Origin of the sequence: Limnovirga soli (assembly GCF_013106755.1) — a bacterium.
Taxonomy (GTDB): Bacteria; Bacteroidota; Bacteroidia; order Chitinophagales; family Chitinophagaceae; genus Limnovirga; species Limnovirga soli.
The window spans coordinates 181,931-195,570 of record NZ_WHPF01000011.1; the positions used below are offsets into that span (position 1 = coordinate 181,931).

Here is a 13,640-nt window from a genome sequence, read left to right on the forward strand (position 1 = left end):
ATTTAAACTTTATTGTATTTAGCTCCACACCTGAAACACTTACCTTGATTAGAATAACTCAACCAGGGTACATTACCCAATTGTGTTCTGCAAGTTGGATTAGGACAAACATACTTTACCCTAAACTCTTCGTCCAGTTGGCTTAGTTTTTCCACTGGGCTCATATTGCCTGTTGAAAGCATGGCAATGGTACTACCCATGACAGAAAATACTATATAATTCGATTTTACTATTCCTCCGGCCTTAGAATGTTCATCAAACGAAAATTGTAGAATTTCCCATATTACTAGCGGAGCTAGTGTAATAGCTGCCCTAATAAAAGTTGATTTACTTTGGTGTTTCTTGGTAATTGAAATTCTTTCTTTTTGATAACTATCCCAAACCTGCTTTAATAGGTTAAACTCGTTTGTGAAATCTTTTGGGTTAATTTTTTGTGGTTCTGATTTTTGTTTGCTTAGTCCAAAAACTTCTGTGAGGTTAATAATTGTTGATTCAGATAGGCGTACTTCGTCATTTAAGGAAATTGTGGCTTTCTTGATTCTATATCCATTTACAAAAGTTCCATTTGTAGAGTCAAGGTCTTCTACAAGAAAATTGCCATTTTCCAAATTAGTAATTCTTGCATGATTACTACTAATATCGGGTTTGTTAAACCTTATATTATTGGTATCTGCTCTTCCTAAAGTTTTCATCATAAACATTCAATTAATAAATCAGCAATTTAATGCTGGATTTGCTTTTCTATAAATTAATATCCGAGTATCACCTGAGTTAACAATTATATCCCATGCACTTTCGTTCGGACAACCACATTTGTTACTCCATTTTGTTTTGTCCGATGTTTGATTTGCACCTATCATTCTTATTGTAATAGTACCGTTAGCATTTTTCCATGCACTTCCTACAAATGCCACATGACCATATTGGCCTACTCCAAAATTATTGGCTTTTACTACAATTACATCCTTATTCTGTGGTAAAGCATTAATTGAAAAACTCTTCAAGCTATAACCTTTGTTTGGAAGCCATGAATTACCCCAATCCTTTGCGTTAGGGAAGCCCGGTGCGGTTGATACATTTTGACCAAGAATCCTTATTGCAACGTATTCTGTACACCAACATCCTCCCCAACTAGGACGGCTCGTAACCCAAAATGGACCATAATTACTAGCTGCACCAATACCTAATTCGGTATTTGGCTCATTTTCAAGCACTATAACCTTTTTACAACTAACCAGTATTGTCATTAAACAAACTGTTGCTAAAACAATTGACTTTTTCATGATTTTAATTTTTGGTTTTAAAAATGATAAGTCAAAAGTATTATGCAGTATCCGATATTTATAAGAGCATTTAATAAAAGAGCAGCCACGCCTATGGATGCCCGTTTTGAATTATTATTTTGCTTTTCTTCCTTGGAAAAAAAGCAGTAAATCATCTTTTTTACTTTTTGAAACCCTGAGAGTTTTGCCGTTTTGCAATATTACCCAACCATCATCACCTCTGATATAACTCTTTATTTTTGTCAAGTTAACTATAGTAGAGTTATGTATTCTTATAAAGGGTTCTTCTTTTAACTCCTCTTCATAAAAGCCAAGATTTTTGCTGGAAGTAATTTTTGAATTGTCTACTAAATGTATGTACGTATAATTTGTAGCGGCTTCTAAGTACTCTATGTCAGCAGTATTTATTAATTCGTAACCTTCTTGTGTAGGCACAGGCAACTTATTTAGTTTTTGCTTTTTTATGTCAATAATATCAGTTGTGTTTTTAACTTTTGTTGCCATTTTTTAAAGATAAATAAAGTTTGTATATATTATGTTTACAGGTTTTCATATTGTTGAGTCGTCAAGCTAAGATTTATCAGGGTGGTGGGTGGGCTTTGGTGCTGAATAATGGTATGCTGCTGAAGTGTCGAACAAATGATGATAGATATTCGTCAGCCGGGGTGGGCGGGCTGTGCGTTGGCATTTTTAGCTCTTTGCAAGGTTGGCTTTGTGTCGGGGTTTTGTGTGCCTTGCAATGTGCTAAAAATAGCGTGGGGTCGGGTCGGCAAAGTCATGGATGCTTAAATTTTAGTAGGATGTCGTTTAGGGTGACGTACAACTCAAGGATTTATGCTATTAGCTATTATACTTTATATTGGAAAATTATTGATAATCAACAAACTGGTATTATACATTTTGTATTGTTTATAGCATCAATCCATTTTAATTAAAAATATTTACTTCTGGTAAATTACTACTTTATTTTAAAGTACGTATTAATAGCTATTTTTTGGAATCGTTGTGTACTTTGTAAATCGCTTTAATATTTGTACTTATAGAAGTCCAATAAAGTATCTAACCCTACAAGAGTGCGACGCAAGTAAAGCCTCATTTTTTATCGGGTGCCGGGTACATAAGAATCTTAGGCATTAAATGCCGCAATAATTTCGGCAGCATGGTCCTTGCTTTTTGGCTTGATGATGATATGTTTTATTTTGCCTTTTTCGTCAATTAAAAATGTGGTGCGGTGCAGTCCCATATATTTACGCCCATATAGTTGTTTCTCGCCCCAAACACCATAGGCATCAATAATGCTGTGCGCAGTATCGGCAATTAGCCTAAAGGGGAGCTGTTGTTTGGCTTCAAATTTCTTATGACTGGCTGCATCGTCGGGGCTTACGCCAATAATGGTAATGCCTTCTTTTTGCAGGGAGGTAAAATTATCACGCAGGTTACAGGCTTGTACCGTGCAGGTAGGGGTAGCATCCTGCGGATAGAAATATAAAGCCAGTTTTTTGCCTTTAAAATCGCTTAGGGCTATCTTATTGCCATCCTGATCAACACCCTTAAATGCGGGTGCTTTATTGCCTTTTTCTATGGTTATCATATTATTGAATTTATCTGTTAAACGTATAATTTTTTTGGGTGCTGTTACCGGCAATATCGGTTACCTGAATGGTTAGTGTATGGCTGCCGCTGGTACAATACTCATCAAACATATAGGTATATATATTTTCGTGTGCAGTAAATAATAACCACTTACCATCCAGCCAGGCATTAAATGTTTCAATTTCGTCTATATCATCGGTACAACTGAATGCAATTTTTTTGGGATTGGTTAATACCATACCGCTCTTCCATCCTATTGGTGTAACAGAAGGGGGGATGGTATCAATAAGCAATTGAGCTGTTCCAAGATTTCTAAAACGTGCATGCATCCAATCTCCATTCCAATCGCCCTTATAGGTGTGCACATTGCTGCCACTTACCAACTGCATAATAACATTGTTTTTTAGATAATTGTTGGCGGGCAGTGTTGTCTTTATATAAATATCAAAAGAATCGTGTACCGGCACAGCGAGGTTGTGGAGTATTATGGCTGGCGATACCGCATTTTTTTTATTGCTGGTAATTTCCTGAAGGTTAAAAGGGACAAAATCGTAAAAACTGTTTTTAGTAAACACCAGTTTAGCGTTTTTTCCTGTAACCTTATTTTCCTTGTTTGGCAGCAGCATATTGGTACTATTCCCGGTATTTTGCACCAATGTTATGTTGCCAAGCTGAATAGTAAAATTAAGCCTGGTGGTATTTCCCGCAACATCTGCTATAGCAATTTTTACGCTGTGGGGAGCCGTATCGGCCAAAATTATGGTGCCATTGCCGGCAGAGGTATCAAAAATATCCAGGTGGTTACCGGGTAATTGGGCCAGGTATTGTACAAATTTCTTTTCCCTGCTGTACTTACTATAATCAATGCAAGCATTAAGATAACGGGTTTGCAGGTAGGAGAAATCATTTAGGGTAAAGCCATTTATTAAAGAATCATCCAGCCATATTTGCGCTGTATAAATACCCACTTTAAAAGGGTTGCCTGGTATAATATCTTCTACATCAAAACCAAGACTAAGAATAGGGCTGTTTACAATTACCGGTGTAGCGCTATTGCTATACGTATTGCCTTTTTGCATCAGAGGTATTTGTTTGCCTGTACCCGGGTTACTATATGTGGTTACACGCCTGTCGTACCAAAACAATTTGTACAGCACAGGTGGGGTATTGTCACGCAGGCCAAAACCGAATAGTAAGGGGTTTAGATTTTTTTCTGTTTTGGTGTCTCTTATTTCAAAATGCAGGTGTGGTCCGGCCGAGCCACCGGTATTACCACTGTACGCAATAAACTGCCCCTTATTTACAGGAAAAAGATTGGCGGGTAATATAAAATCCTGCTCCCAGCTTTGCTCCTGATATTGTTTTTGTTTAAGATAGGCAGCTAATGCCGGATAAAAACTGTTTAAATGGGCATATACAGTAGTATATCCATTTGGGTGATTAATATAAATGGCATTTCCATAGCCATATTTTTCTATTTTAATTCGGGCAATATAACCGTGGGCCGGAGCATAAACGGGTAAGTTTTCTCTGCCCTGTGTGCGGATATCCAACCCCATATGAAAATGGTTGGCCCTCAATTCTCCAAAGTTGGCTACCAGTTGCAGGGGAATAGTAAGCGGGTTGCTAAAATAGTTTTGAGGATATTTATTATTTTGCTGTGCCTGTGCATTTGAGTGGAAGATGGAAAAAAGCAAAAAAAACATACTGCCTAAAGAAAGGTGCTTCATGGCAACGAAGGTAAACAGCAAAGTATATATAAAAAAATAGGCCCGCCCTGGAAAGAGCTGGCCGTTGCTAACCTATGAAAAACACCTATTTTAAAATAAGATTTATCTATTTCTTTGTTTACCCGCGTTGAACTGTTTGGCTTTTCCTCCACCCTGTAACCGCTTATTCTTTTGCCTGTTCTGCAGTTCTTTTCTAAACATCTCTTTCAGGTTCTTTTCTGAGGTAAATACTTTATTTACCCTGTTATTCCCATTTAAAATGTTCCTGAAATCGCTCTGGTATTTTTTTCTAATCTGAACCTGCCTTTCTTCAAACCCTACTTCATCGTTGAGGTATTGTTTGCGGGCAGCTTTCATTTCTGCGAAGTAATTATTGTAAACTGGCCAGAATTTATCAGACTCCTCGGGAGTAAGATTTAATTCTTTTGTCATATAGGCTTTCTTTACATCCTCAGCTTTCGTAGAACTAGGCACAGATTGTGTCTGTGCGACACAAATGTAACTATGTAAAAATAATAAATTAATAATAATTAGGAAAATTTTCATCTTTAATGACATTTAAATCGCTTTAATTCTTTTTTCACTCCCATCAACTGGTTCATCCAGATAATTAATCAGCTCTTCATCGCTGGTATTTTGCAGCATCTTTTGTAATTCAGGCGATTGATCTTCAGGGTTTGAAACATTTTCACCGGTTGATTCTGCTGCTTCTATCAGGTAATTGGCAATGTCATTATCATTTAAGCTGGCAATTCGTTGTTGAATACTGGGGCTTTTATCAAGCCTGCCAATTTGCTTACCGGCATATAACCAGGAAGTAGTTGCTATAATAAACAATACAGACGCTGCAGCCGCATAATTTGCCCATTTACGAACTACCTGATTTAAACCAATTACTTTAGCCGGTGTGTTTTGCATCTTTGCAGCCTGCCCCGAAATAAGCGTTGGTATGGTTTCAAAATAAGCATCTGGCACTTTATAAGGCATTTGCCTGCTGATGGAATTTAACAGTGGCGCAACTATTTCAAGTTCGGCCTGTATTTCATCAGGGGCAACTGAAACTGGCTGTGCTTTAATTTTTTCCATTATGGCGCCGGCCAATGTATTAAAATATCCAGCCGGTACAGTAAATGGAGTATGTTGGTTTTCCTTTTGTTGTATTTTTTGGATAATACTAATGGCCAGCATATCAAAATACCCTGCAGGCACTTTATAGACCTGCTGTTTTGTTAAATGGGCAATGGTGGGTGCCATCTCCATTAATTCGGCTGATATGTGGCTAATTTCTTGCATTTTAACTCTTTTTTTGACTATAACTGCGGTATAAAGTTTAATTATTCCTTATATAGTCTTCAATTTTTTTTGCGGCATGGTGGTAACTGGCTTTTAGTGCCCCTTCACTTGTTTCCAATACACGGCTCATTTCTTCATAAGGCATTTCATCATAATACCTCAGGTTAAAAACTACCCTTTGCTTTTCGGGTAACTGTTGTATGGCCAATTGTAATTTCCATTCCAAGCGGTTGGCATCAAAACCTTTGTCGGCTATTATTTTATTGGATAAGCCTTCCTCCACATCACTTAAGCTTACTGCGGAACGCTTTTTTTGTTGGGCCAGAAAGGTGAGCGATTCGTTGGTAGCAATACGGTATAACCAGGTATACAATTGGCTATCTTCTCTAAAATTCTCGAGACTATTCCATATTTTAATAAACATGTTTTGCAACACATCATTGGCATCTTCGTGCTCTATTACCATACGCCTTATATGCCAGTATAGCTTTTCCTGGTATTTTTGAATAATACCGGTAAATGCTTTTTCTTTTGTGGCAGTAAACTTAAACTGATCCAGTAAAACCTTATCGTCAAATTGCATGCAGCGGGTATTGTGTTGTACAAATATAAAAACCCATCATCATAGATAGGTTTTTATTAAAAAGGTTTAAACAGCTAACTGTTTTACCATTTTGTTGTATTTTTTGTTGCCTTATATACAGAACGTACAAGAGTGCGACGCAAGCGGTGATGCCATTGCTACCAACAGCCGGGCACATAAAACAATTAGTTTAGTCCGGGATGTTGTTTTAATATCAGCTCTTCATCGGCTTTTACTTTTAGTTCCCAGTTCCAGGCGGTGCGCATCATATCCTTTAAATCGTATTGTACAATCCAGTTTAAACGTTTTACAGCATCAGAGTTATCTGCATAAATGGCAACCACATCGCCTGGGCGGCGGGGAGATATTTTGTAGTTTAACTGTTGGCCGCTTACTTCTTCAAATGCTTTAATGGCCTCTAATACAGTTACGCCATTGCCCGAGCCGAGGTTAAACACATCGCAAACAACGGTATTCTTTTTATCCATTAAAAACTGCAGGGCCAGAGTATGTGCATGCGCAATATCACAAACATGTATATAGTCTCGCACACAGCTGCCATCACGGGTATCGTAATCGGCACCATAAACATTCATCTGCGGCAATTTACCAATGGCGGTTTGTGTAATGGCCGGCACCAGATTTTGTGGCCTGCCTACGGGTAATTCGCCAATTAATACAGAGGGGTGTGCACCCACCGGATTAAAATAGCGTAGCAAAATAGAATTGATTTGATAAGCATTGGCAAAATCGCGGATAATGGTTTCGCCCATTTGCTTGGTGGCGCCATAGGGCGATTCTGCTTTTTTCTCCGGCGTTTGCTCGGTTACAGGAATACTATCGGGGTTGCCATAAACGGTGCAGGAGGAGGAAAATACAAAGTTTTGAATACCAAATTCCTTTACACATTTAAGCAGATTAATCAGCGAGAACAGGTTGTTTTCAAAATAGTCAAGCGGCTTTTCTACAGACTCGCCCACTGCCTTAAAAGCGGCAAAATGTATAACGCCGGCAATGTCTTCGTTCTCCTGAAAAACAGCCCGGGTTTCATCAAAATTCTTAAGATCTACTTTGTAGTTCTTAAGTTTTTTACCAGTAATTTGTTCAACGCCATTTACTAAAGTGCTGGTAGAGCGGGAATTGTCATCAATGCTAACTACGTCAAAGCCATTTTCAAAAAGGTCAACAACGGTGTGCGAGCCAATAAAGCCACAACCACCTGTAACAAGTATTTTTTTCATGGGAATGTTTATGGTGTTGCAAAGTACTAAAACTTAGTTATACTTTTTATGGGTTATTGACCAATTGTGCCGGCCCCATTAAATAATGTAGGTAGTATTTATGCAAAGGAGACAAAAGCCATTATTGGCCGGGCCATTTGCATTTATGAAGCTTTACTTGCGTCGCACACTTGTACAACAAAATATATATGCAGCAGAAAGAAAGCCCATACTACATGATAGATGCACTTTACATAATCCATGTACTATAAATACACAATTCCAAAAACATTATTCAAAACATAAGCAACGCCAATAAAAAAGCCATCCAAAAATTTTAAACTTTTTGGATGGCTTATAACAGTTCTATGCAGCAGTATCTTTTTAGTCTATTTATTGCCGCCACTACAGGTAAAGTACAAGAGTGCGACGCAAGTAAAGCACTAATGCATTACCTCAGCCGGGCTCCTATTATTTAAACCTGTATTGCAGGGTTACGCCATATGTTTGTGGATCTGCCAGGTGTATGGCACCAAAATCATAGGCATAGGCTATATATTTTTTGTTGCCTATGTTGCGGCTCCAAATAAAAAAATCTGTTTTAGCAGACGATAACCCAAACCTTGTATTGATAACACTATATGGCGATTGCTGTATGGTATTGGCTAAATCAAAATATTGAGTGCCAAAATGCATCCATTCCGCACGGGCAACAAATTGTATAGGGCTACCATCGGCAATGGGGCAACTATACTGTATGGCCAGCATAGAGGTGAGGTCTGGTGTAAAAATCTGGCGTTTACCATCCAGGTTTGCCGTTTCGCCGTTTTGAGCAATTTTTAGGCTGGTATATGCCGCATGGGTATAACCAAAATTATAATCTACGCGAAAGCCCTTTACCGGGGTGGCAGATAGTTCCAGCTCGGCACCTTTACTGGTAAGTTTACCTGTATTGCGGGTAACCGTTATCGCATCTGGCAGCACCAGCGTAGGCACCTGTGCATCGTTTATGCGGGAAAGAAAGAGGGTAATATTTAACCGCAACTTATCTTTAAACAAGGTGTTTTTTATACCAGCTTCTATATTATTGCTGTACTCTGGCTGGTAAGGGTATAATGGTGGCTGAGATGGGTCAGACGATAATTGTGTTAAACCACCTGTTCTAAAGCCCCTGCTATAAGTGGCAAATAGGTTTGTATTTTTACTGGCACGATAGTTAAAACCAATTTTAGGCGATACGGCATTGTAATGCACACTGCCTGCTGTATCGGGCCTTATAATAAAAGCTTCGGTGCCATCTTTCTGATAAGCTCCTTCTACATTTAATTTTTTGTTTTCATAATCATAACGTAGGCCGGCAATTAATTCAAGTTGTTTGGTAATAGCATAATTGCCTTGTGCAAAAAAAGCAATACCACTGTTTTTACCGGTACTGGTATTAATAGTTGCAAAGTCGGTATCGGGTATGCCAAATAAACCGGCATCCTTACCAAAATGGGTTGCTTGTTTGTTGGGGTTATGCTGGTAATAAAAATAAGTACCCGCTGTCCATTGGAAAGCCGATTTTTTGGCAGCCGCCGAACCCAGCCTTAACTCCTGCGTAAAGGCTTTTACGTTATTCCAGCTATTGCCATAATCATTTATTACGGTAACAATATCTGCCGGCGAAAAGTCGCCATCCAAAGGTGCATTGTAATAGCGGTGGTTTTGCTGGTAAGCACTAAGCGAGGTAAAATTAACCTTACTGCCGCTATGGCTAATGGTTAGCGAAGTGTTGAACGTATTGTCAATCATGGTTGCGGTAGCATCCTGACTTAACATAAATGGATTGTTTATTGCTTCATCCATACCATTTACCATGGGGAACGCACCTTTATTCCGGTTATTCTGGTGTTTCACATTTAAGGTTATGGCCCAATTGGTTGCGGGCAGGTATTTTATATAATAGTTACCGGCAATGCTGTGCTGGTCGTCGAACCCGGTATTGTTAAAAGTGTTGGTATAATACCCATCTCTGCTATTAAAGGTGGCGGTAGCGCCAACAAATAATTTGTCTTTTACCAAAGGAATACGCAAACCACCGGTATACCGCTGTAAACCATAATTGCCGGTATTAATTTCCACAAAACCGGTTGATTTATTGGTAGGTTGTTTTGTAATAATATTAATTACTCCACCAGTGGCATTACGGCCATACAAAGTTCCCTGCGGGCCTCTTAGTACTTCAATTCGTTCAATATCGTTTAAAGCACCAATATAAGTGTCCAGGGTAAATTGGTTAACCCCATCAACATAAGTAGCTACTGCCGGATCGTAAGAGGTGGTTGTAATGCCACGAATGGAGCTTACATTGCGGTAATCGCCTGAGTTATTGGCAAAAAAGTTGGGTATAATGGCACTTAGGTCTTTGGTATCCCACAAGCGGTATTGTTGTACCTGCTTAGCAGTAAGGGTACTAATACTTACCGGTACTTGTTGTTGCGAAGCTTCTCTTTTTTCTGCACTTACCATTACTTCATCCAATTGCAGGGTAGCATCGGCTAATTGCATATCAATATTGGTAACATGCTGCTCAACCACTTGTATAGTAGCTTGTTTGCTGGCATAACCGGTGGCAGAAACTATTATGGTATAACTGCCTTTTGTTAAATGCGGAATTACAAATTTGCCCAGATCATCAGTAAATGCAAACAGGTTGCTGTTTAACACATGTATAAACGCATCAGCAACGGGTGCGGCTTTATCGTTGGTTATGGTACCCTGTAATTGCTGGCTTTTGGCAATGCCAGTAATAAAAATCAATAAAGCAATACATACCAGTTTCTTAACATTCATGACAATAGAAATTAATAATTGTAAGTAATATCCAATAAGTGGTTTTAAGCGGGTGCAAGTTACATTGCACTGTTTAATTGGTGCTTATTTTTTCGGGCCTGGCAATAAAACATTGTGGAGGCTTTACTTGCGTCGCACACTTGTGCGGTTAGATACTTTATGCAGCAGTAGAAATTTAATAATGCTATTTTAAACTAGTCAATCTGTTGCCATAAGTTATTCAGATGAAAGGATTGCGACGCAAGAGGCGATGCTACAAGTTGATTTGCTGGTATCCAATTTATAAACAGCCGCTATTTCTTGGCAGTATTACTTACCCCGCCCGTTGACCCTGTGGAAAGCATTAATTGCACGCTCTCGAATAAAATTTGCTGGCGACGGGCTTTAAACAAATCCATTTTATCTGCCGGCAGGCGAAGTTGATAGGTTTTGCCTTCGGTAATTATTTTGTCAAACCCGGGGTTCAGCTGGTTAAACTTGCCAATATCCATAGTTATATGGTTGCTAATAATAAGGCTGTTAAACTTACCTGTTATGGGCAATACAGCCGTATTGGCAAATGCCAGCGTATCGGGTTTTGATTGTAATACACTCAGCGCTGTTCTTTTTTCAAGGGTTTCTGCTGCCGTTAGGGTGGTCCATCCGCCGCTGCCTTCAAAGAAATAGTGGGCGGCAATATATCTTTTAACATGTAGCCGGGTTTGCTCGGGTAAAAAATATTGCAGCTCCCAAAAATTGGTAGAATGCGCTTTGTTTATTGCCCGTGAAACAGCTCCTGCACCGGCATTATATGCGGCAATTACCAGCAACCAATCCCCAAACTGTTCGTATAACTCTGTAATTAATTTTGCTGCAGCTTCGGTGCTTTTTATAAAGCTGGTACGTTCATCTATGCGGTCGGTTACTATCAGGCCAAACCGTTTTGCCTCGTAGGGCATTAATTGCCAGGGGCCAACGGCGCCGGCATAAGAAACGGCACCCGCCTGTAAACTGCTTTCAATTACAGAAAGGTATTTAAGCTGTATAGGTATATTATGGCTGGTTAATATATTCTCGTACAGGGTAAAATAAGGTTTACCCCAGTTTTTCATTTGCTCGTAATTGTTACCCTGCTGGTTTAAAAAAGCAGTTACATATGGCATAACACGAGCATCAATTGCAAACCGGCCTTGTTCCAGGTTGGCATCATCTGCCTGGGATAATAGGCTTTTGAAGCCTTTTACGGTTGTATCATTCTGGTTGTTTTTATGGAAAACTATCTGCCAGTTAGCTTTGCCTGGGGCAGCCATAAGCAAACATACGGCCACAAAAAAAGGAATAGCAAAGCGTTGCTTTTCCTTTTTACTGGTATAAATAGTATGATTGATTAATTTATCCATATAGCAGTACACTACCAAACATCATGCAAAAAGCGCTTTTAGAGTGGCTTATTTTGCAGTAAACTATCTGATAATTGCAGTAAAGTTACTTCATTATCCTGTGCCGCCATTACCTGTAAGCCAAAGGGCACGCCGCTGCTATGTTTAAATAAGGGAATTGAAATGCCAGGTATGCCTACCAAATTGGCAAATACGGTATAAATATCTGCCAGAAACATTTCTATAGGATCATTGCTTTTTTCGCCAAACTTAAATGCAGGTGAAGGAACTGTTGGGGCTATTATAACATCGTAATTGCCAAATACTTGTTTGGTAGTCTCCTGCAACATACGCCTAACTTGCTGTGCTTTTGTAAAATAAGCATCGTAATATCCGGCACTTAGTACAAATGTGCCCAGCATAATGCGACGTTTAACTTCTTTACCAAAACCAGCGCTGCGTGATTTTTTGTAAAAATCAGTAAGGTTGGCAAAATCATCTTTGGCCGCATAGCCATATTTAATACCATCAAACCTCGATAAATTGCTGGATGCCTCGGCGGTAGTTAAAATATAATAGGCAGGCACAATATAATCCAGTAAGTCAAAAGCTACTGGTTCTACAGTATGTCCTTCGGATTGTAATTGGGTAATAAGGGTTTTTATGGCATTGGCTATTTCGGTATCCAGACTTGGGTGCTCCAATGCCTCTTTAAAATAAGCAATCCGGTATTTTTTGGGAGAAGTATTCTGTAAGGATTCGCTAAATGCTGGAATTGGTTGATGGCTAACTGTGCTATCAAAATCATCAGCACCTGCAATTACTTCCAGTGCTAAAGCCACATCCGATACCTGGGTGCCAAAAATGCCAATCTGGTCAAAAGAAGAAGCATAGGCAATTAGCCCGTACCTTGAAATACGGCCATAACCGGGTTTAAGTCCAATGATACCACAAAAATCTGCAGGTTGCCTAACAGATCCGCCGGTATCGCTACCCAAACTAATCATACATAGGCCAGCTTGTACAGCTACTGCAGAACCACCGGAGGAGCCGCCAGGAACCCTTTCATTATCCAGCGCATTAAGCACGGGCCCAAAAGCAGAGTTTTCGTTACTGCTGCCCATGGCAAATTCATCGCAGTTATTACGTCCAATTATAATGGCGCCTGCAGCCAATAATTTTTCTACTGCCGTTGCATTATATACCGAGGTAAACCCTTCCAGTATTTTAGAACCTGCCGATACGGTATGGCCTTTATAACAAATAACGTCTTTTATAGACACAACTACGCCATGCAGTTTACCAAGTGGCTTACCGGATAGTTGTAATGCATCTAACCTGGCCGCCTGTGCCAATGCATCTTCGGTAAAAACTTCCAGAAATGCGTTCAGGTGTTTTTGAGCTTCAATCTGCTGTAAATAATAAGAAACGGCCTCAACACAGGTGGTTTGGCCGTTTAATAAAGTAGATTGATAGTCTTTGATAGAATGAAAACTAAACAAAGGCTGATCTTATTTTATGATGAAAAATTACACTGATTCTTTAGTGGCTGAAACGTTGTCTTTCTCGTTTATGCCATCTTCCAATTCTTTCTTTACATTATTTTTAGCATCGTTAAATTCACGGATACCTTTACCTAAGCCTTTCATAAATTCAGGTATTTTGCGTCCACCAAATAAAACAAGTACAACAACAGCAATCAGTAATATTTCTTGAAAACCTAAGTTACCCATAATAGAGATTTT

13 protein-coding genes are annotated in these 13,640 nt (G+C 39.1%); all 13 read right to left on the reverse strand.

The window, feature by feature from the left end; all coding sequences use genetic code 11:
- Positions 1-2: 2 nt before the first annotated feature.
- The 13 genes from GD597_RS15965 to GD597_RS16025 all read right to left on the reverse strand — a co-directional run bounded on the left by GD597_RS15965 (position 3) and on the right by GD597_RS16025 (position 13,628).
- Positions 3-695, reverse strand: a complete 693-nt coding sequence (locus GD597_RS15965; protein ID WP_171608885.1) for an FHA domain-containing protein — start codon at positions 693-695, stop codon at positions 3-5.
- An 18-nt stretch (positions 696-713) separates the two neighbouring features.
- On the reverse strand, positions 714-1,283 hold the full coding sequence (locus tag GD597_RS15970) for a CHAP domain-containing protein (protein WP_171608886.1): 570 nt from the start codon (positions 1,281-1,283) through the stop codon (positions 714-716).
- Positions 1,284-1,397: 114 nt separating this feature from the next.
- A complete protein-coding gene (locus GD597_RS15975) occupies positions 1,398-1,787 on the reverse strand; it encodes a LytR/AlgR family response regulator transcription factor (protein ID WP_171608887.1) in 390 nt (129 codons plus the stop codon).
- Positions 1,788-2,409: 622 nt separating this feature from the next.
- Positions 2,410-2,874: a thioredoxin-dependent thiol peroxidase gene (gene bcp / locus GD597_RS15980; RefSeq protein ID WP_171608888.1), complete on the reverse strand. Its 465-nt coding sequence runs from the start codon at positions 2,872-2,874 to the stop codon at positions 2,410-2,412.
- A gap of 10 nt (positions 2,875-2,884) precedes the next feature.
- Complete coding sequence (locus GD597_RS15985; RefSeq protein ID WP_171608889.1) at positions 2,885-4,606, reverse strand: peptidoglycan DD-metalloendopeptidase family protein; 1,722 nt, start codon at positions 4,604-4,606, stop codon at positions 2,885-2,887.
- A gap of 102 nt (positions 4,607-4,708) precedes the next feature.
- Positions 4,709-5,038 carry a hypothetical protein gene (locus tag GD597_RS15990; protein ID WP_171608890.1) on the reverse strand — a complete coding sequence of 110 codons (330 nt, stop codon included), beginning with the start codon at positions 5,036-5,038 and terminating at the stop codon, positions 4,709-4,711.
- A 126-nt stretch (positions 5,039-5,164) separates the two neighbouring features.
- The gene (locus GD597_RS15995; protein ID WP_171608891.1) at positions 5,165-5,899 is read right to left on the reverse strand and encodes a hypothetical protein; all 735 of its coding nucleotides are present in this window, start codon (positions 5,897-5,899) and stop codon (positions 5,165-5,167) included.
- Positions 5,900-5,936: 37 nt separating this feature from the next.
- Complete coding sequence (locus GD597_RS16000; RefSeq protein WP_171608892.1) at positions 5,937-6,482, reverse strand: RNA polymerase sigma factor; 546 nt, start codon at positions 6,480-6,482, stop codon at positions 5,937-5,939.
- 185 nt (positions 6,483-6,667) lie between these two features.
- The gene (galE, locus tag GD597_RS16005) at positions 6,668-7,723 is read right to left on the reverse strand and encodes a UDP-glucose 4-epimerase GalE (protein WP_171608893.1); all 1,056 of its coding nucleotides are present in this window, start codon (positions 7,721-7,723) and stop codon (positions 6,668-6,670) included.
- Positions 7,724-8,173: 450 nt separating this feature from the next.
- Entirely contained in the window at positions 8,174-10,537 is a 2,364-nt protein-coding gene (locus GD597_RS16010) for a TonB-dependent receptor (protein WP_171608894.1), read from the reverse strand.
- 293 nt (positions 10,538-10,830) lie between these two features.
- Entirely contained in the window at positions 10,831-11,916 is a 1,086-nt protein-coding gene (locus GD597_RS16015) for a lytic transglycosylase domain-containing protein (protein ID WP_171608895.1), read from the reverse strand.
- Between the two features lie 38 nt (positions 11,917-11,954).
- Positions 11,955-13,397 (reverse strand): Asp-tRNA(Asn)/Glu-tRNA(Gln) amidotransferase subunit GatA, encoded by a 1,443-nt coding sequence (gene gatA / locus GD597_RS16020; protein WP_171608896.1) that lies wholly within the window; start codon positions 13,395-13,397, stop codon positions 11,955-11,957.
- Between the two features lie 27 nt (positions 13,398-13,424).
- Entirely contained in the window at positions 13,425-13,628 is a 204-nt protein-coding gene (locus GD597_RS16025) for a Sec-independent protein translocase subunit TatA/TatB (RefSeq protein WP_171608897.1), read from the reverse strand.
- Positions 13,629-13,640 lie beyond the last annotated feature (12 nt).